The 20001-nt window shown below is 42.2% G+C and carries 18 protein-coding genes and 1 pseudogene; 5 read left to right on the forward strand and 14 right to left on the reverse strand.

Annotated elements, in window-relative coordinates; genetic code table 11:
- Nucleotides 1-266 (forward strand): hypothetical protein (locus tag AB5706_RS03905; protein WP_368361945.1); only part of this gene is annotated, 266 nt, incomplete at its 5' end.
- Between the two features lie 81 nt (nucleotides 267-347).
- Nucleotides 348-563 (forward strand): hypothetical protein, encoded by a 216-nt coding sequence (locus tag AB5706_RS03910; protein WP_148462095.1) that lies wholly within the window; start codon nucleotides 348-350, stop codon nucleotides 561-563.
- A 293-nt stretch (nucleotides 564-856) separates the two neighbouring features.
- Here the strand turns inward: AB5706_RS03910 and AB5706_RS03915 are convergent, their stop codons facing one another.
- From AB5706_RS03915 to AB5706_RS03930, 4 genes and pseudogenes are all read right to left on the reverse strand, one after another.
- Nucleotides 857-1195, reverse strand: a complete 339-nt coding sequence (locus AB5706_RS03915; protein WP_148462094.1) for a TfoX/Sxy family protein — start codon at nucleotides 1193-1195, stop codon at nucleotides 857-859.
- A gap of 33 nt (nucleotides 1196-1228) precedes the next feature.
- On the reverse strand, nucleotides 1229-1612 hold the full coding sequence (locus tag AB5706_RS03920; protein ID WP_173772009.1) for a VOC family protein: 384 nt from the start codon (nucleotides 1610-1612) through the stop codon (nucleotides 1229-1231).
- Nucleotides 1613-1929: 317 nt separating this feature from the next.
- The gene (locus tag AB5706_RS03925) at nucleotides 1930-2670 is read right to left on the reverse strand and encodes an ABC transporter permease (RefSeq protein ID WP_148462092.1); all 741 of its coding nucleotides are present in this window, start codon (nucleotides 2668-2670) and stop codon (nucleotides 1930-1932) included.
- Nucleotides 2667-3119: pseudogene (locus AB5706_RS03930) on the reverse strand (ATP-binding cassette domain-containing protein); the annotation flags it as partial. The gene AB5706_RS03925 and the pseudogene AB5706_RS03930, both read right to left, overlap by 4 nt.
- A 77-nt stretch (nucleotides 3120-3196) precedes the next feature.
- Between AB5706_RS03930 and AB5706_RS03935 the strand changes: the two are divergent.
- Nucleotides 3197-3718, forward strand: coding sequence for a hypothetical protein (locus tag AB5706_RS03935; protein WP_148462090.1), 522 nt, complete (start codon nucleotides 3197-3199; stop codon nucleotides 3716-3718).
- Nucleotides 3719-3801: 83 nt separating this feature from the next.
- Here the strand turns inward: AB5706_RS03935 and AB5706_RS03940 are convergent, their stop codons facing one another.
- The 5 genes from AB5706_RS03940 to AB5706_RS03960 all read right to left on the reverse strand — a co-directional run bounded on the left by AB5706_RS03940 (nucleotide 3802) and on the right by AB5706_RS03960 (nucleotide 10461).
- Nucleotides 3802-5175 (reverse strand): MATE family efflux transporter, encoded by a 1374-nt coding sequence (locus AB5706_RS03940; protein ID WP_368365907.1) that lies wholly within the window; start codon nucleotides 5173-5175, stop codon nucleotides 3802-3804.
- A 164-nt stretch (nucleotides 5176-5339) separates the two neighbouring features.
- Nucleotides 5340-7367, reverse strand: a complete 2028-nt coding sequence (yicI, locus tag AB5706_RS03945; RefSeq protein ID WP_173736502.1) for an alpha-xylosidase — start codon at nucleotides 7365-7367, stop codon at nucleotides 5340-5342.
- 25 nt (nucleotides 7368-7392) lie between these two features.
- Nucleotides 7393-8226, reverse strand: a complete 834-nt coding sequence (locus AB5706_RS03950) for a carbohydrate ABC transporter permease (protein ID WP_118580283.1) — start codon at nucleotides 8224-8226, stop codon at nucleotides 7393-7395.
- Complete coding sequence (locus AB5706_RS03955; protein WP_118580286.1) at nucleotides 8223-9119, reverse strand: carbohydrate ABC transporter permease; 897 nt, start codon at nucleotides 9117-9119, stop codon at nucleotides 8223-8225. The genes AB5706_RS03950 and AB5706_RS03955 overlap by 4 nt, the downstream gene beginning before the upstream one ends.
- Nucleotides 9120-9213: 94 nt before the next feature.
- Nucleotides 9214-10461: an ABC transporter substrate-binding protein gene (locus AB5706_RS03960; RefSeq protein WP_173717309.1), complete on the reverse strand. Its 1248-nt coding sequence runs from the start codon at nucleotides 10459-10461 to the stop codon at nucleotides 9214-9216.
- A 209-nt stretch (nucleotides 10462-10670) separates the two neighbouring features.
- Here AB5706_RS03960 and AB5706_RS03965 point away from each other — a divergent pair, with 209 nt between their 5' ends.
- Nucleotides 10671-12431, forward strand: coding sequence for a sensor histidine kinase (locus tag AB5706_RS03965; RefSeq protein WP_118580292.1), 1761 nt, complete (start codon nucleotides 10671-10673; stop codon nucleotides 12429-12431).
- Complete coding sequence (locus AB5706_RS03970; RefSeq protein ID WP_118580295.1) at nucleotides 12418-13176, forward strand: response regulator transcription factor; 759 nt, start codon at nucleotides 12418-12420, stop codon at nucleotides 13174-13176. Before AB5706_RS03965 ends, AB5706_RS03970 begins: the two co-directional genes overlap by 14 nt.
- Here AB5706_RS03970 and AB5706_RS03975 read toward each other — a convergent pair.
- The 5 genes from AB5706_RS03975 to AB5706_RS03995 all read right to left on the reverse strand — a co-directional run bounded on the left by AB5706_RS03975 (nucleotide 13169) and on the right by AB5706_RS03995 (nucleotide 19965).
- Entirely contained in the window at nucleotides 13169-14032 is an 864-nt protein-coding gene (locus AB5706_RS03975; RefSeq protein WP_148462085.1) for a YitT family protein, read from the reverse strand. The genes AB5706_RS03970 and AB5706_RS03975 overlap by 8 nt on opposite strands.
- A gap of 231 nt (nucleotides 14033-14263) precedes the next feature.
- The gene (locus AB5706_RS03980) at nucleotides 14264-15259 is read right to left on the reverse strand and encodes an ABC transporter ATP-binding protein (RefSeq protein WP_330602695.1); all 996 of its coding nucleotides are present in this window, start codon (nucleotides 15257-15259) and stop codon (nucleotides 14264-14266) included.
- 1 nt (nucleotide 15260) lies between these two features.
- Nucleotides 15261-16313 carry a FecCD family ABC transporter permease gene (locus AB5706_RS03985; RefSeq protein ID WP_118580301.1) on the reverse strand — a complete coding sequence of 351 codons (1053 nt, stop codon included), beginning with the start codon at nucleotides 16311-16313 and terminating at the stop codon, nucleotides 15261-15263.
- A gap of 345 nt (nucleotides 16314-16658) precedes the next feature.
- Nucleotides 16659-17954 (reverse strand): group II intron reverse transcriptase/maturase, encoded by a 1296-nt coding sequence (gene ltrA, locus AB5706_RS03990; RefSeq protein WP_118580340.1) that lies wholly within the window; start codon nucleotides 17952-17954, stop codon nucleotides 16659-16661.
- Between the two features lie 718 nt (nucleotides 17955-18672).
- On the reverse strand, nucleotides 18673-19965 hold the full coding sequence (locus AB5706_RS03995) for an IS110 family RNA-guided transposase (RefSeq protein ID WP_148462084.1): 1293 nt from the start codon (nucleotides 19963-19965) through the stop codon (nucleotides 18673-18675).
- Nucleotides 19966-20001 lie beyond the last annotated feature (36 nt).

Genomic DNA, 20001 nt, shown 5'->3' on the forward strand with positions numbered 1-20001 from the left:
TATTAGACTCAACTGACGGAACAGCAGGTCTTACACCTTACGGTAAGACAATAAATGTAGTGACTTTCAAGTCACACGAAGCAATTCGCATCACTATGCAATATTATACGTTCCACATCCTTCACATTCTCGAACATTTGTTCTTTCTCGTTTATTATAGCCATTTCAAACCAGAATGTAAAGTGGTAATCTTCACCAGAGCATTTTTACCCCCAAATATCGGGACGAAACTTCCTCTTTTATACTTAAAACTGCCCCAGTTTTAACAAGGAAATTTGCCCCACCTGCTAGAGAACGATACACTTCTCTCTGTATGCACCAATACAAGAGAGGAGGTTTGAAAGAAGGTGTATGATTTGCAAGATTGGGCAGCTGTTCAGCGAGTTTATAAACAGACAAGATCAAAACGAGCAACTGCAAAAATACTTGGAATGTCCAGAAATACTGTTAGGAGTCTTTTAGAAGAAAAAGAGACATCTGTGTATAAACGTCCAGTTTATAATAGCAAGATTGATGATTTCAAAAACAGATCATCGAATGGCGATGCGAACCGTTTCTTTTAAATGGAACACGGATCTTTAGAGAATTGAAAGCAAGAGATTATACAAGAAGCATTAGTCCCGTTTATCGGTATCTGTCGAAAATTGATGAGGATTTCAAAGACCACATCAGTTCCAAAGCTAACTGTTAGACATGCCCTGCTTATGGCAAGACATCTGGGAACAGAACTTAATGCTTGTCCCTGCTACTGACCGCGCAAGAGATAAAAATCAAGAGACCATTCAACTAAATCAAATTTGCTCATTCTTTTTTCTCCTTTTCAGTAGCGGCAGTGTCAAATTTTACTACCCCACAATTACAGAGTATCCATAGATTTCTTTTTATTGTTTGATTTATGAACCGGCAATTCATCATACATTGCCTTGAAGAGTCCAGCCAGGTATTCTTTACTGTCCACGTTTTCTACTAACAGCATCTCTTTTGCCCCTTCATATGGTAATTCATAAATCGCAGTTGTCATATAAGAAACTGCAGATTTTGTCGGTTTCACAAGTAACCTGTCATCGTATATGCCTCCGGCAATTCTGCCCCGATAATATATGATATACTCTCCCATCATTGCACGATAATTAATTTCTTCTAAACCAGATAACTGCTCTAATATAAATTGTAAATATTCTTTGCTAGAAGCCATGTTTTTGTCCTTTCAAATACCTGCATTTTCCCATTATACCGTAATCTCAATTTGATTATCCTCAACCGCAACAATGCAGCTTTCGTAATATCCGTCCCCCGTAGTCCGAGGTCCACTAATAACCTCATAACCATCCGCTTTTAGTTCTGCCGTCAATACATCCACTTTTTCCATACTTCCTACGCTAAAAGCTATATGTGAATATCCAGTACGAGCTAGTTTCTTCGGCAAATCAGCCAGTTTCGGTATATGCATGATTTCAATACGTGCACCATCATCAAATGTAAGAAAATAAGAACAAAAGCCTGTTTTCTGATTATGATATCCATCATTTGATTTTGCTCCCAGATATTCCATAAAGATTTTTTTTGTCTTTTCCAGATCATTTACATAAAGTGCAACATGTTCAATTCTCATGATGATTCCTCCAATTCTGCATTGATAACTTTCCATGCGTCATCAGTAGCGGTATTCTCGTTTATCAAAGTTTTTTTGTCCTCTGAGGTATCCTCACCAGACGAAATCCCCGTATCCGTGGAAGGGATAATCTCAACCGATTCCAACGAATTTTCTATGTTAGAAGTGTTTTGTCCATCTTTATTAGAAGACGGCAATTTTCCACAGGCTGAAAGGGAAAATGACAACATTGCTATGGTAAGTGTTTCTTAATAATATCGCCCCCTTTCATGAGAAATTTTTATTTAACATACAGCTTATCTCTTAGATAAGAATGCTTATTCCCAACGGAAGAAGCACACAGCAAGAATCGTGCACAGTGCGGCAACTCCAACCATTACACAAATTGGTAGTAAGGTGCTTCCCGTACTGATACCCAAAAATGTATTCTTCATTATGGTAAGTCCCTGTGTTAACGGAAAAACACTGACAATCTTCTGCATTGCATTCGGCATGACCTCAATCGGCAGGGTTGTGCCAGAAAAGATCAGCATCGGGAAATAGAGAATCGAAGCAATGACACTGGCCTGCTTGGTATCCTTCGCCACGTCGCCTGCCAGCATACCGATAGATTGCGTTGAAAGCATGGTAAGTGCCCAGCTTCCAAGAAAAGCAAGAAGTGAGCCGCGTAGCCGCACTCCCCACAAAAGCGCTACAACTGACAGTGTTGCAAGAGACACAGCACAGTAGACAATATACATGGACAATTCGACACCCAAAACGAACACCGGGCTGACCGGTGTGACACGTAGCCGTTTAAGAATCTTCATTTCTCGTAAGCCCGATACGGCTAACGGCAGCCCCATCAATCCACTTGCACAAATGGCAATCGCGCTGACTGCTCCGAAAGACTGTTCCAGGAATGTATAGTCTGCACCGTCATAGGCAGGCTTTGTTCCGTAAATGATGCCAAGGATGATAAAGATCACAAGCGGCATAATGACGGCGAAAATCACCATATTCATATCCCGCACGCTGAGCTTCAGCTCCGTTTTAAGATATGTAAAAAAGCGTTTCATGCGTCCACCTCCTCATCCGAAAGTTGCAAATAAGCATCCTCAAAGTGTTCGCAGCCACATTGCTGCTTTGCCTGCTCCACGGTTCCGCGGAAAACGGGCGTACCCTTTTTCAAAATGCAGATTTCATCACACAACGCCTCTACTTCATCCATAAAATGGGAAGTCAAGAAAATCGTAAGCCCCTGTTCTTTCAAGGATTTAAGTGTTTTCCACACACCGCGCCTTGCTTTCGCATCAAGACCAGTAGTCAATTCGTCAAGAAACACAAGATCCGGCTGTGGAATCAGTGCCAGCACGATAAAAAGTCGCTGACGTTCGCCACCCGATAGACCTTTAACCGGCGTGTTTTCCTTATCACCAATACCGAACTGCTCACATAACTTGTGCCAATCGGCAGGATTGCGATAGAGGCTTGCAGTTTCATCGCAAAGCTCGGAAACTCTGATCTCCTTATTGCTTTTAACCAAATATCATTCTATAATGAAAATTATCAATTACCATATATATGTTATGGAGGGTGCGGATTATGAACGAAGAATTATTTAACGAAGCAACGAAATCAAATGTTCTCACGAAGAAACTGATTGACCAGCTTCTGGAGAGCATGACCTACAGCAGCATCTCTTTTATCAACTGGACCATTGAGACCTTGTCACTGATCAAGGCCCGTCTGCAGCGCGGGGACCGGATCACAGACGAAGTCAGCGGGGAAGTTTACACCTTGTATTCTTTCCAGCAGTTTGTGGAGAAGAATTTCTCTTCTTACATAGCAAGCCAGGTGTTTAAAGAGACTTCTAAGCCTGAGAAAATTTACTTCTCACTGAAACCATGTGAAGAAGGCTACTCTCTGATGGCAGCTGACTCAGACAGCAATAAGACATATGCCTGGATTTCCAGCCTGAGCAAACGATTCTCACTGGTAGAAATGATCGCTACCGGAATTGTATATGTGAAAGATACTCGTACCAATACCTATCAGCCATTTATTTCCGGAAAGGGGAAATATTGTAAGTATGATAAGGAAAAGGGAATTCTGGTAGAAATCTAACCAAAATGGACACAGATCACAATGCCATTACTGGAGGTTCAGTAATAAAGACATTGCAGTCTGTGTCCATTTTTCATCAGATCCTATTGTTCAAAAATATCTTCCCGGGTAATATTTTTCGCCCACTCTCCCTTTCGGTAATGATGGAAAACCCAGGGCCATTTCACGAATTCGTCTGTACAGAGCAGAAAGTAAACCCACAACACTGGAAGCTTCAGTACAAAGGCAGCGAAGAAACCTAGCGGCACCGCATATACCCACATATCTACCGTGTCACAGATTAAGCCAAATTTCGTATCGCCCCCTGCCCGAAAGACACCTGCAATCAGCGCAGTATTTACTGCGGATCCCATAATATAGTAGGTGTTAATGAGAAGCATGTATTTCAGATAATGCATAGCGGTGTCATTCAGGGAAGCAAATTTCATCACAAAAGGAGTGATGGCAAGGACGATCAGCCCTCCAAGTGCACCGGTGATCACAGTCAGCTTCAGCATTCTGGAAGCGTATCGTCTGGATTTTTCCAGGTCTCCTTTTCCCATGATCTGCCCAAGAAGAATGGTTCCCGCACTTGCAATGGCAAAACAGAATACAGAGCCAATGTTCCGCACCACAGTAACCAGGGAATTAGCGGCCACCGCGTCAGTGCCAAGGTGTCCCAGGATTACAGAATACATGGAAAAAGCAACGCTCCAGGACAGGTCGTTTCCAAGTGCCGGAAGTGACAAACGGATAAAGTCCTGAAACAATACTTTACTGCGAAGGAACATATATGCCAGATTCAGCTTCACATTTTTACTAAAGGAAGATACAACCACACAGCCAATCAGCTGGATCAGTCTTGATGCAGCGGTGGCGATTGCAACGTCGGTTGCACCAAGCTTCGGAGCACCGAACAGGCCGAAGATAAAAACTGCATTTAGGAATATATTCAGAATAAATGCCAGCATATTCAGCGCCATACTGATGGTTACTCTTCCAATACTTCGAAGAACTGCCAGATAGATCTCCGAGATTCCCCAGCAGATATAGGTAACGCCCATAATGCGGATATAGGAGGAACCAATGGTGATCAGCTCAGGATCATTGGTAAATAGCCTCAGCATCATCTGAGGCGCAGTAAATGCAACCAGGGCAACCAACAGGGAAATCAACACAGAGAAACGAAGTGCGATTCCCTCTACTACATGAATCGCCTGAAAATCCTTTTTACCGGCATATTGGGAGCACAAAAGAGAGGCTCCGGTACCGATGCCATAATACACCATAAATAAAATATTGGAATAATTGGCTGCCAGGGATACCGCCGAAATAGCGGACTGCCCCACGTAATTCAACATGATCACATCCGCTGAATTCACAGCCGCACTGAGCAGATTCTGTATAATAATTGGAACCGCCAGCCGGAAAATCTGCGGATAAAAATCATCTTTTCCAATTGAAAGTATTCTTTTCATTTTCCCTCCTTAGTAAATACCTATATTTAAATAAACTATTTGGTATTATACTGTTTTTCTGTCCCAAAAGCTATCCCTTTTCTGACAGAAAATAACAATATTTTGACATTAAAAAGGCACTGTCTGGGACAAACATGCCAGACAGTGCCTGTAAAATCTTTCTATTAAATAACTTTTAGTAAAGGATCTCCTTCTCTTACATACAATGGCAGACTGAAGTAATCAAAGGTTCCGGTATGCCACTGGTTTCCCTGTGCAGGTTCTTTGGTAAGAAGATGTACCCAGTTTCCTTCTGGAAGATAAAAATCCTGTTTTCCATCTGAGGAAAATACAGGTGCAACCAGAATGCGGTCTCCCAACATATATTGCTGATCCAGATATGCGCAGTTTCTGTCTTTTGGGTATTGCATGTGCATTGGACGCATTACGGGAAGCCCTTTTTCATGGGCAGTCTGTGCAAGGCTGTAAATATAAGGCATAAGCTTCCATTTCAGCTCGGTAAAGTATTTCAGAACCTCACAGGCCTCTTCATCATAATTCCATGGAACACGATAAGAACTGGATCCGTGTAAACGACTGTGGGAAGATAAAAGTCCGAAAGCCACCCACCTTTTGTACAGATCAGCTGAGCCATCATCCTCGAAGCCGCCAATATCGTGGCTCCAGAAGCCAAAGCCGCTGTCCATAAGGGAAAGCCCGCCCCTTAAGGTTTCGGCCATGGAAATATACTGGCTGGTTGAATCTCCGCCCCAGTGTACTGGAAATTTTTGTCCGCCTGGTGCTGCACTTCGTGCAAAAAGAACAGCTTCGCTTTCTCCTTTTTCTTTTTTCAGAAGCTCAAATACGCACTGGTTATAAAGATACGTGTAATAATTATGCATTTTTTCCGGATCAGAGCCGTCGAACCATTTTACATTGGTAGGAACACGTTCTCCGAAATCTGTTTTGAAACAATCCACTCCCACATCCAGAAGTGCTTTCAGCTTACTCTGGTACCAGCTGCATGCATCTGGATTGGTAAAGTCTACCAGTCCCATACCAGCCTGCCACATATCCCACTGCCAAACTCTTCCATTGTCTTTCATCAGAAGATAGCCCTTTTCCATGGCTTCTCCAAACAGAGGCGACTTCTGTGCAATATAGGGATTGATCCAAACACAGATTTTTAAGCCTCGCTTATGAAAACGTTCCAGCATACCTGCCGGATCCGGGAACATATCTTTATCCCAGGTGAAGTTGCACCATTCGAAGCCTTTCATCCAGAAACAGTCAAAATGGAAAACAGAAAGAGGAATATGGCGCTGTTCAAATCCATCAATAAAGCTGTTTACCGTAGCCTCGTCGTAGTTGGTGGTAAAGGATGTGGTAAGCCATAAGCCAAAGGACCACTTAGGCGGCAATGCCGGTCTTCCGGTAAGGGCTGTGTATTTTTCTATAATTTCCAAAGGGGTAGGACCATAAATAACAAAGTATTCCAGTTCCTCATCTTCTACAGAAAACTGTACGGTTTCCACCTTCTCACTACCTACCTCGAAGCTGACACGTCCCGGATGATTGACAAAGACGCCATAGCCTTTGGTCGTATAATAGAACGGAATATTCTTATAGGAAATTTCACTGGCTGTACCGCCATCCTCATTCCAGATATCCACGGTCTGGCCATTTTTTACCATAGGGGTAAACCGTTCCCCAAGGCCATAAACCAGCTCGCCAACACCTAAATTAAGTCCGGAGACCAGATAGTTCATGCCTTGTTTGTGATGCATCATTCCCGTAGTTTTGCTCTTGATACAGGTAAGCTCCCTTCCATCTCCATAAAACTTCATTTCAGGGGAACCAGTTTCAAATTCCAGGGAAAGCTTTCCTGACTTTAACGTCCATTTTTCTTTGCCGGAAGCTTTCTCACATTTACGTTCCGGACTTTTATCTAAATCACCATACAATTCAAATGATGGGCTTTTTACGTAATTTCCAGCGTGATTTACCATGTGGATTCCCAAAATGTCCTTTGCTGGTGCGGTGAAGGTATAGGTCATCATTCCAATGTTTAAGGTATCCCCGCGTCCCTGGATTTGTTTATAGGGGGCAAAAGCCAGGAGTTCGTTTTCCCGCTCTTCTACCTCATAAATGTCTCTTACATAATCAGCCTGAAATTCATCTCTCACAAGCCAGAAGCCATTGGTAAACTTCATCTTCCATTCCTCCTTTGAAAATCGGTCAGCCTTTTACGGCTCCAGCTACAACACCCTTGATAATAGATTTCTGGAAAATCAGATACAGGATCAGCGCTGGGATAATGATCAGGATCGCAGCAGACATAATGTTCTGCCATTCCATTTTGTACTGTCCCATAAAGCTGTAGGCTGCAAGCTGCAGGGTTTTGCTGCTCTTTCTTCCGCCCAGCATAAGAAGGGGAAGAAGAAAGTCATTCCAGATCCACATTACATTGATGATCGTAACCGTCGCAGTACAGGATTTCAGCATTGGAAAAATAATACGGGTAAAAAGCTGAAACTGGTTGCAGCCGTCAATAAGTGCGCTCTCTTCCAGTTCCAGGGGAATGCCCTTGGCAAAGCCCTGATACAGGAAAATACTCATTGGGGCACCAAGCCCCCAGTAAATAATGGCAAGTCCCCATATTTTCCCATTGATATGTAAAGTGGTGGCTACATTTACCAGAGTAAGCATAAAGGACTGGAACGGGATCATCATAGGCGCAATGCAGAACAGGAAACAGAAACGGCTGTAGCGTGTTTTCACACGTGCCATTTTATAGCCTCCCATGGAAGCGATCACGATAATGCCGAGAGTTCCTATTACTGTGGCGATGAGTGTATTCAAAAAAGTAGCTGGATATTTCATATCATGAAATACATTTTTTATATTGTCAAGAGTAAAAGCAGATGGAAGGCTCATAACATCTGTCATGATTTCCTGATAGCTTTTAAAGGCATTGATTCCCACCAGGAAAAGAGGGGAAAGATATAAAAGCAGAAAAAGGATCAGGAATAACTGTATCACACCGTGAAGTGCTTTGCTTTTTTTACTCATGCCTCTACCTCCTTGCCTTTAAAGAAATTAACCTGAATTACGGAGATCACCAGAACGATGATAAAAAGAATTACACTTTTGGCGCTTCCATATCCATAGCGGCTGTTGTTAAATGCAGTGTTGTAAATATCAAGTGCAATTGACGTAGTAGATGTTCCCGGACCGCCGCCTGTCAAGCTGAAGATCAATTCAAACATTTTTAAGGAATTGGCAACAGAATGGAACATGCAGAAGGAAATGGACGGCATGATCAGCGGGATAGTAATTGAGAAAAATCTGCGGACTGCTCCTGCCCCATCCAGGTCTGCGGATTCATTTAGTTCCGTTGGTACTCCCTGCATACCTGCAACGTAGATCAGGATATAAAAGCCAAGGCTCTGCCAAACAGAAACAATGATGGTGGAGAACACAGCCAGTTGGGAGTCTCCCAGCCAGCTAAGACCGAAAATTCCCCATCCGGTTATGGACATAAGTGCTTCAAATACTCTGGTACAGATAAATTTCCAGATAAATCCAATGATAACAAGGCTTATGATATTGGGAATATAAAAAGCGGCTCTGAAAAATCCTCTGCCTTTGATCTTGGATTCCAGAAGTGCGGCAAAAAAAATGGCAAGTACATTTACGATCAGTACTGTTCCAATGGCATAGATAAAGGTATATTTCAGCGCACTGACAAAGGCTGGATCATTGGTAAAAAGCCGGATATAATTTTCGAGTCCGATAAATTCCGATGTTTTTCCAATACCGTTCCATTTACGGAAGGAATAATAAATACACATAACGAAAGGAATTCCTACAAACAGCGTGATGAAGAAAACTGCAGGGGCTACATATCCTGCGAATTCCAATGCTGTTTTTCTGGCCCTTCGTTTCTGGCTGTTTGCCTGCATAAAGAAACCTCCTGTCCTTTTCGGAAAAACAGGGCTGCCGAAATTGTCAGCCGCCCTGTTTTCGTTTTTATTCACGCGATCATTTTATAATAAATTACATTGCATCGTAAGCATCAACAAATAACTGGGTAAGAACCTCTTTTGTCTCGTCGCGGTCTGCATTTCCTGCAACATAGTTCTGGAATGCGGTACCAAATGGCTCTTCTACACCTTCTGGTCCTTTAAAGATCCACCATGGACATGTTACGGAATTATCCTGTGCAGCTGCTGTTTCTGCTGCAAGCTGTGTATCAGGTGCATCTGCTCCGGTAAGTGGGGAGATATCGCCGATAACTGATGGAACCCAGCTTCTTCCATAATCAGAAGTACACATGTAGTTCAGGAAATCAAGAACCGTATCAAGATTTTCGGAATCTTTTGCTACACGGAAGGTAAGGTTGGACTCAACTGCGAGAACTGCTTTTTCGTCCATGCGGGGCATATAAACATAACCCATATCAATATCAGGGGCAATGGCGCGGATACTTGCCTCGTCCCAGGAGCCATTGTGGATCATGGCAACTTTTCCTGTTGCAAAATCGGAGCACTGAAGATCATTGGTGGACTCCATTGGCTTGTCACCGCTGTACTCCTTGATCAGATCCAGAAGATCAAGTGCAAAATCAACCTGCGGAAGCTCGCCGAATTTCAGATCTCCGTTTTTCACATCTTCAAAGAGCTTGTCATAATCGCCGTCATAGGCATCACTCATGGACGGATAAACGGTCTGTGGAAGGATCCACCACTCACCAAATCCGGAGCTGAATGGCTGAATACCTGCATCTGTCAATTTCTCACAAACGGTGCGAAGCTCGTCTAAGGTAGTTGGAAGTTCTGTGATTCCAGCCTGCTCAAATAATGCTTTGTTATAGATAAAGCCATGGGACTGAACCAGGAATGGCATTCCTGTAATATGGCCATCTTCTGTTACAGATGTAAGGGTTGTCTCGGAAAAGTTCTTCATAAACTCTTCGTCATCCAGGTTATAAATATAATCTGCATATAAAGTATTGTCGCTGTATGCACTGGAAAGAAACAGGTCCGGAACCTCACCGGAATTTAATCTGGAACGGAGTACAGTCTGGTAATCATTCTGAAGGACTTCCAGCTCAATGGATACATTTGGATGTTCTTCTGTATAATGATCGATCAGATCATGGTAAGCGTCTGTGTATTCCGGACCATTAAACATGAAATAAAGCTCTACCGGATCATCGTCTGCCATTACGGTTACAGAACCCATTGTAAGAGAACTGACTGTCATTAAACCGGCCATTAATAAAGCGATTTGTTTCTTATGCATATGCATATCCTCCTTCTTTTTGCTGCTGCCCGTTTCGCCCACGGCAGCCTGCTTTGTTTTTGATAATCTAATCATACACTATGCAATATTACAAATAAATAGAAAAAATCAAACTGTTTATGGTAAAAGTTTGATATCTATAACCTGTTCTATTGTGAATGAATACAACAAGTTGTATAATATTGCCATAATAAAAAGGAGCTTTATGTATGAAAAAGAAAATAGAAAATTTATCCATGCAGACGCAGCTGACAGTTGTGATCCTGTCTGTGATCGTTCTTGCATTTGGAATTATTTTATATAGTGGTTATTCTGGTCAGGCAAGGTCTTTTGCAGAGGAATATACTTCTTCCACACAGACTATTCTGGAGATGGATGTGGCAAATCTGGATCAATATATTCAGGGTCTGCGGATCTTTTGCGTACAGCCCTGCCTGAATGTATCTGTCTATAATTCCCTGCTGAAGAGAAAACCTCTTTCCTCTTCTGAGATCAGTGACATAAAACAGGAAATCCAGTCTTCCTATCATAGCAGAACAGATATCCGTTCTTATTCCATTACAGCAATGAATCAGGATTTATGTTTTGAGCGGAATGCAGGGGTTGGGGGACAGCATATTTTATCGACCCCTGTAAAAGATACTGAAATATCCAGACCTTATATTGCCTGTGGAAGCAATGACAAATATGAATATCTGGCGCCCCCGGATTCAGAAGATGTGTTTTTCCGGTATTATCACTACCTGATCCGCCTGAGAAACCGGGAACCAGTCAGTTTGTCTTATGTGGATGTAGATACTACACAGCTGCGGCTGCTTATGAAAAACCATCAGGATTATGGGCAGATCTTATGCCTGTATAATTCAGATGGTGAACTTTTATATTCCAGTTCTGAGGATATCCGAAATCAGGAAGAAAAAGAAAAAAAGCAGCTTTTTGGGCTTCATTCAGATGTTGAAAATGTAAATATCGGTGGAATTTCTTATCTTGCACTTCGCAGGACCAGTGAAGAGACGGGCATTGTCCTGCTTTCCCTGCTTCCTAAAAGCGCCTGGGATGACCGGGCAAGGGACTTTTTGCTTCCTCTGGTAATGCAGATTGCAGTGATCACTATCTGTCTGATCATTATTGTTACGCTCATGATCCGGATGATCACAATTCCATTGAAGAGGCTGTCTTACCAGATGGGAAAAATGGGTGAAGGAGACTTTTCTCCCACAGCTTTTGGCGGAGGCTGTAAGGAAACCTGTGCATTAACAGAAAGCTATAACGACATGGCAGCCCACATTAATGAATTGATCGAGACCAACTATATTTCCAGCATCAATGAGAAAAATTCCAGGCTCCAGGCGTTGGAGGCCCAGCTGAATCCCCATTTTCTCTATAACACTCTTCAGGCGATTGCTACAGAAGCATTGCTTGCAGACTGTCAGGAAATTTATGATATGATTGTGTCTTTGTCTGCAAATCTTCGTTATACCATTAAAGGCGGAGAACTCGTCCGCTTGCAGGAGGAACTTGATTATGTAGACCGGTATATTCTTCTGCAGAAAACAAGACTAGGCGGGCGCCTGGAAGTGACGAAGAAAATTAATCCAAAGGTAAATCTGGCAGTGATTCCAAAAATCAGTATTCAAATGCTGGTAGAAAATGCCATTATACACGGAATGCCGGAGAACGGAGCTGTTCTTCACATTATCATCCGGGTATGTATGGAAAATAACCGGCTGCTCATCAGTGTATATGACGATGGAAAGGGAATTCTCCCAGAAAAAGTGAAAGAACTGAATGATATTTTTTCCGGAAAATCAGCAGATACTGGCAATTCCATCGGACTTCCCAATCTTGCAAGCCGTCTGAAAATACTTTATCAGGGAGAGGCTGGTCTGTTTCTGGAATCACAGGGCGATCAGTTTACAGAAGTAAAAATGGAACTTCCAATCAGAAAGAGGGAAAATGAAAATGTATAAAGTACTGATTATTGACGATGAGGCACCTGCTAGAATTGCAATAAGCAGGCTTGGTCACTGGGCAGATTATCATATTACAGAGCTTTATCAGGAAACCAACGGTGCTGCAGCTTTAAAAACCATGCGGGAAATAAAGCCCCAGATTGTTTTTGTAGATATGCAGATGCCGGTTATGAATGGCATGGAATTTCTGGAAAAGGCTTCCCATGAATTTAGGGATACCTGTTTTATTGTAATCAGTGGGTATGATTATTTTGATTACGCAAAGGCAGCTTTGAAATGTGGTGCCATTGATTATCTGTTAAAACCAATTGCACGGGAAGAATTGAATGCTGCCATTGATAAAGCAGTCCAGACATTGGGAAATACTGGTACCTGTTTAGAAAAAGAAGCGCCAAAGCTTTCCCCTGATGAAGTTGTCGCCAGGATCCGGCAGGACATTGACCAGAACTATCCACAGCCCCTTAAGGTCAGCAGTTATGCGAAGAAGTACTTCTTTACCCAGGAGTATCTCACACGCCTTTTTCGCCAGCATTATGAGATGACCATTCAGGAATACCTCCTTATGGTCAGAATGACCCGGGCGAAAGAACTGCTGGAGAATCCTTCTATTAAGATCCAGGAAGTTGCTGCCCGGGTTGGATATTCCGATAATAACTATTTCAGTAAGGCATTTCGGAATTTCTTTGGAATTACGCCCACAGATTGCAGAAATAAGTGTTTCGTGAGCAGAAATACTAAATAGACCGAAAGCCTTTTCCAATGATCTCACTGCTGTTTACAATGGTAATGAAAGCGTGGGGATCAATCTGTCTTAAATGAATGCGAAGGCGGTTGGTCTCGCTTCTGGTGAGAACAGTCATCAGTACCTTCTGCTCCTGTTTGGTATAAACACCGAAGGCATTTTGCTCAGTTGCAGAACGGTGAAGATCGTTGATAATAAAGTCTTCCACCTGATCTGGGTACTTGCTGATAATGGTACAGACTTTTCGCAGGTTCAGGCTTTCAATGGCACTGTCTACAACGGTACATTTCAAGATCATTCCCAGGATACAGTAAAGTCCGGTCTGTGCACCGTAAAGGTAAGCGGCGATCAGTACGATTCCAAGATCGCTGACCAGAAGGGCGCGTCCAATCTCCAGACTGGTATATTTATGCAGGATCATGGCTACAATATCGGTACCACCAGTGGAAGCGCCTACGTTAAATACCATGGCCGCTCCTACTGCTGGCAGGATAACCGCAAAGCACAGCTCCAGGAATACATCATGTGTCAGCGGGAAACTAAGCGGATAGATCACTTCACAGGCACTTACATAAAAAGACAGGGCAAAGGAGGAATAAATAGTCCAGCCCATAGAACGGATTCCCAGAAAGAAAAATCCGAGTACAACCAGCGCTGCGTTGACGATCCACATGAATGCGCCTACATTCCACTTCGGAAACAGGGTAGACAGGATAATGGACAAACCGGATGTACCGCCAAATGCGAAGTGATTTGGCGTTTTGAAAATGGAAATTCCAACTGCTGTAAAAATTAATCCCAGATTCAGAATTAAAAAGAAAATCAGGTTATCTTTTGTAAAAATCTTCTTTTTCATAAGTTATTTTATCTCCTCCCTTCAGTAAAATTAGTATAGCGCAAAACGTGTGTTCTGTATAGAGCGTTTTTTTCTATTTTTTATATAATGAGCTTAAAATCCCTCACTGCTTTTGATATAGAGTTTTTTCTTTATACAAACTGCACTTTTCTGCTTTTCTTTGCTGCCTCGATAAGCTCTCCCAGCCGCTTATTGCAGCTTCCAACAGGTACGCTTGTACAGATAACCCTGTCACAGCTTTCCATGGCTTTTAAAGCTTTCTGGAAGGTTTCCCCGCTGATTTAAGGGTTTCTCTGTGATCACCTGATCGGCCAGCAGTCTTGCCAGGCGGTAATCCACATCATTGGTGTATAGAACACCTGCAATAAAAGGAGTATGCACCTTCTGAAGCTGCCGGAATACGGGAATACCAGTGCCGTTTCCACAGATCACAAAAGTTTTCGCTTCACCTTCCGGCTTTGGAAGTTCAATGCTCCCAAACAGCGGATCAAAAAAGCCGTTGTTGATTTCATAAAGCTCCCGGATCATATTTTCCTCGAAAATTTCCTCAGGTTTTCCAAAATGGGAAATGGTATCTCCCTTTACACAGATGATCTTATCCGCAATCTTCTGTGCAAGGTCAATTTCATGAAGAGACATGATAACAGTTATCTGCTTTTTCTTCGCCATATCCCGAAGAATAGATAAAAGATCCAGCTTATGTTTAATATCCAGGAATGAAGTAGGCTCATCCAGAATAATAATATCTGGTTCCTGGCAGATCGCGCGTGCAAGAAGCACCCTCTGGCGCTGTCCATCACTGATGTTGTTAAAATCACGGCTGCCAAGAGCTTCTGCATGTACCGCCTTCATAGCTTCTTCTACCTTTTCTTCATCTTCCCTTGTAAGAATGCCAAGCCTTCCTGTATAAGGATAACGGCCGGTTGCTACAATGTCATGGCAGGTCATCAGCTCCGGCTTCATTCTCTCAGTAAGAACTACAGCCATACGGGTAGACAGATCCCGAAAGGTAAAGGACAACAGATTCTGGTTGTCAAAATAGACCTTTCCGCCAATGATCTGCAGCTGTCTTGTAATACTTTTTAAAATAGTAGATTTTCCGGAACCGTTAGGACCAATGAGAGTTACGATCTCTCCCTTTTTTATTCCAATACAGATATCGTGGATCAGTGCCTTTCGATTGTAACCAACAGAAAGGTTGTCCATATGAAAATAATAATTGTCCATTTTAATTTCCTCTCTTCTTTCGCAACATCATGAATATAACTACTGGTGCTCCAAAGATGGAGGTAACGGTGCTGATGTTCAGCTCCAGAGGCGCGAACGCCATTCTGGCGATCAGGTCACACATCATACAGAAAACAGCACCTCCCAGGAAGGTTCCCGGAATGATGATCAGCGGTCTGGATGTACCAAAGCTTCTTTTCATTAGAAATGGAACTGCAATTCCAACAAAGGAAATAGGTCCTGCAAAAGCAGTTACTGTTGCAGACAAAATGCTGGAAAGCAGGATTAATGCAACACGGAAAAACTTAATATTCACACCCATGCTCTGCGCATAAGCTTCTCCCAGCTGATAAGCTCCAATGGGCTTTGACAACAGGAACGTAAGGAGCAGGGTGACACCTATAACTGCACAGGAAATGTAAACATTACTCCAGCTCATACCAGAGAAGCTTCCCTGTGACCATCCATGAAGATTTACAATATTTGAGTCATCTGCAAAGGTTACCACGAAGTCTGTAACTGCGGAACAGATATATCCGATCATGATTCCGGCAACCAGAAGGGTAGCCATGTGCTTGATCCTTTTGGAATTCAAAAGAATAAATCCAATGGAAATCAAGGAACCTATAAAGGCAGCGATGATCAAAGTATAAGAGGTTACATTCTGGGCGATTTCAAGATAGTAGATCATAGTAAGTGCAACTACCATTTTGGCACCGGAGGAAATTCCCAGAACAAAAGGTCCTGCAATGGGATTTTCAAAAAAGGTCTGAAGAAGAAAACCAGATAAAGATAATGCACCTCCAAGGATGGCTGCCATCAGGATCCTGGGAAGACGGATCTTCCAGATGATGCTGTATTCCTTGGTGTCAGTGGCTTTTTTCAAAAGGATATTTACGATCTCAGACAGGGAAATATGAACATTTCCTGTATTGATATTCAAAACTGTGATCAGGCCAAACGCCAGGATCAACAGAACAAAAACCAATGTATAGCGAGATCTTCTCTTAAAGTTCTCCATGTGGAAACTGGTTCCATCGGATTGTCTGTTCATTCTAATTATACTCCTCATATAATTAAGTGTTTTTTATTGAAAATTCAAGGTTTTTCAACCTTTCATATCTCAGTGAATAAGCCACAGCTATGAGCATTTCGATGTATCAGGTACTGAAATAGCGGTTGAATGGTATACGAAATAAAACGTCATTGATTTTCGCTTTACTGGCCTTGTGTATACCCTTCCCTCTATGGCAGCTAACCTCCTATATCCACCAGGATCATCTCTGTCTCCAGAGGTCCTAACTTGTCGGGTAGAAACACCTATTACTAGGTATATCCCCCACAGATCCGTACGTGCCCAATTCAGGCATACGGCTCTTCACGACACTTATGCCTCAGATTATCCATATAGGCTCACATAAATACGTGGTCTTACTATAGGATGCTCCTTCAAAAACTGATTGAATCCATCCCATGTATAACTTTTCCTCTGACTACGCCTATTCATCCAAAAATAAAGAATCTGAATAACTCTCTTACGGAAGTTATCCATCATTTGATAGTTATCACTTATTCCATAATAATGGTAATACCCGATTAAAATCTGATTTACTTTTGCAAGAATATATTTCTTCTTTTCAAATCTCATGTCGCGTATAGTGATATTCATCTGTTTACATTTCTTCCGATATTTCTTATTGGCAGTTTTATGTTTTACTCTGAAATTACCGTTTCGGCTTTTGGAACAATAATGAGTGAATCCTAGGAAGTCAAATGTTTCTGGTTTGTTCCCCTGTCTTTTAAGGTTATCAGCAGCGAATCGACCAAAATAAATTAATCGAGTCTTTGATTCCTCTAAGGACAGTCCGAAGTGATTCATCCTTCTCTTAAGATGTTCATAAAAGAGTTCTGCGTCATTCTTATATTGAAAGCAGCACACAAAATCATCCGCATAGACAACTATGTCTGCATATCCTTTTAGCAGTGGTCTTATTTTCTCATTAAACCACCATACAAGAACATAATGCATATATATGTTCGCAATTATTGGTGAACATACGCTTCCCTGCCCGGCACCGAATTCGTTAACATAAAATTCTCCATTCTTAAGAATACCTGCTTTGAGCATCTTTTCTACCAGTCGGAGCACACTGTTATCTGTAATTCGTGATGAAATAAATTTCATTATCCAGTCATGATTCAAATTATCAAAGAAGCCTTTTATATCGGCATCCAGTATATAATTCGTCTTATGTCCTTCAATCATGTCATTTAGTTTTCTTATAGCTCCATGGCAGTTGCGGTTTGGTCTGAAGCCGCACATATTGCTGTAGAAATGGGGCTCAAAGACCGATTCCAAAACTTTCCTAAGTGCTTCCTGAACCAGTTTATCTTCATATGAATAGATACTAAGAGGTCTGGTTTTACCATTCTCTTTTGGTATTTCCACTTTACGTGCTGGTTTAGGTCGATAACTTTTATTCTTAAGCTTCTCCACTAGCTGTTTTAGATTGTTATCAAGATTTGAGTTATATTCTTCTTTTGAAATGCCATCAATCCCGACCGCTTTTCTGCCATCCATTTTGTAGTGGCATTCTTTAAGCATCTCAATGTTAATCAAATGCCCAATAGAATTAAATTTCATTTCTGGATGTTGTTTTGATAATTCTGAGATTCTCTCAAGTTTTGTTGTCATTATTTGTCCTACCTCTGAGTGTAGATAATGTTTCCCTTTTGATATGATGTCGTGTGGCTGGATATATGTTATCCGTTCTCGACTTCCCTCCAGTGGCATTACCCACCTTCATTAGTACTATTCGGCCATCCGACTACCTATACTCCATTTGATTTCCTTTTCTCATTCGTACGTCATACCTGTTAACACAGGAAAGTATAGGTTCTCCCCAGGTAACATACAGACATTGTAAAACATGGCTGGCTCTCAGACTCCGCCGTAGCATATGCTTCCTAACCCAAACAGAAACATACGTATTGTCTTCCGCCCGAAAGAAAACGTCGACCTACGGGTTACGTAGATTTCGGAGCTCAATCACTTTCAGCCCTATTTCCTAACTGTTTACACTTAGAATACATCGTTACCTCTGTATCCCCCAAACTCGCTACCAGTGGTGCGGCTACACCTTACTGGATGAGATTTCCACTCATTAATCTGTATGCCCTTCTGGGCGTACCCTTCGTCCTGCCTGCCCATAACCAGGGTGTCAGCTATGCTCCTTAACGGGGTCATGTGCCCCATGGTGACTATTTCTGCCGACTACTGGCTCATTCTTTGTATTGTTGATTACTGACTTGCTTCCTGTACCAGCACTGTGAGCAGTGGACGTTATCTGTTACATTCTGCTTGATTCAGTGGCTGTCCACATGACAGCCTCCACTATAGTTACTTGTCTTTCTTACGCAGCCTGTAGATAAACTGCCGGTCTCTTGATGTCACTGACCATTTTTTTCGGATCATAATCCACACCTTTAGTCAGCATCGCATAAAAGACACGTATCAACTTGGCTGCAATCGCCATAAGTGACTGCATTTTTTTCAACGGATTCAGCCTTCTGGTTGTGTAATAATTATGGAGTTCCCTGAACTCCTGGTTCTTCGACACAAGTGACATTGCAACCTCAAAGAGCAGATATCTGAGTCTCTTTCGACCTCGTCTGCTTATTGTTGTCTCGCCTTTGTGCTTTCCCGAACTATTTTCAACCAATGCCAATCCTGCAAGCTTCTGCAGTTCCTTCGGATTATTGAAGCGGCTGATATCACCTACTTCTGCAAGGAACCCTGACACTGTCCTGATTCCCACTCCTTTGATCTCTAACAGCTTTTCAGCCATCGGAATCTTTCTTACCAGTTCTTCAATTAGAACCATAACTTCTTGTAGACGCGTATTTCTGGATTCATAGTCCTCCAGAAGCATTCGGATTTCCATTCTTGCAGACACCGCACCTTCTTTGCTTCCAACGCTGTGCTCTGCAGCTTCTATCAGGGTCTTTGCCCTCGCTTTTCCAACTGCTCTTAACTTCGCATCACGCCAGATTTGGTTCACTCCATCGATACCTAACGTCAGGATATCTTCAGGGAGTGGTGCTGTTTTAAGGATGAGTATTCCGCTCTTGGCATCCGGCTTTCCATATACCGTCTTATATTCAGGAAAATATATATTGAACCAACGACTGATCCTGTTTTGAATTCTTGTAAGTTCCGCCTGTAACTGGAATCTTATGTTTGATGCTGTTCTAAGATCAGCGTAAACACCATCCGGCAGGTATGGGATCATGTAACGTCCCTCTCTAACTAATCCTGCTATAACTTTCGGATCCTTACGGTCATTTTTAGTCGGATTATTGTCGTCGAGTTCTTTTGATTTTTTCACATGGTGAGGATTTACAAGAACCGGTTTCATTTCATTATCATGTAGAAACTTTCCAAGATTGAACCAGTAGTGCCCGGTCGGTTCCATACCTGGAACCACCTTATCCTTCTCATGTCTTTCTTTGAGGTCCAGGATCCATTCCTTAAATGTCACAAATCCAGCCTCTGTGTTGCTAAACTTAAATGGCTTCTTCGAATACTCGATTCCTCTGTAATCAAAAGCTCTGGCATAGTGCGTTTCACTTCCGACATCAATTCCGAGTACCAAAGTTTTTTCTGTAATAGCTTCAATTTTTGCGTTCTGTGTGTTAGACTTCATTGTAAATACCTCTCTGTATAATAAGATTTTTACTAA

Source organism: Ruminococcus sp. RTP21484sp1_RTP21277st1_D2_RTP21277_210401 (genome assembly GCF_040924225.1).
Classification (GTDB): domain Bacteria; phylum Bacillota; class Clostridia; order Lachnospirales; family Lachnospiraceae; genus Blautia_A; species Blautia_A faecis.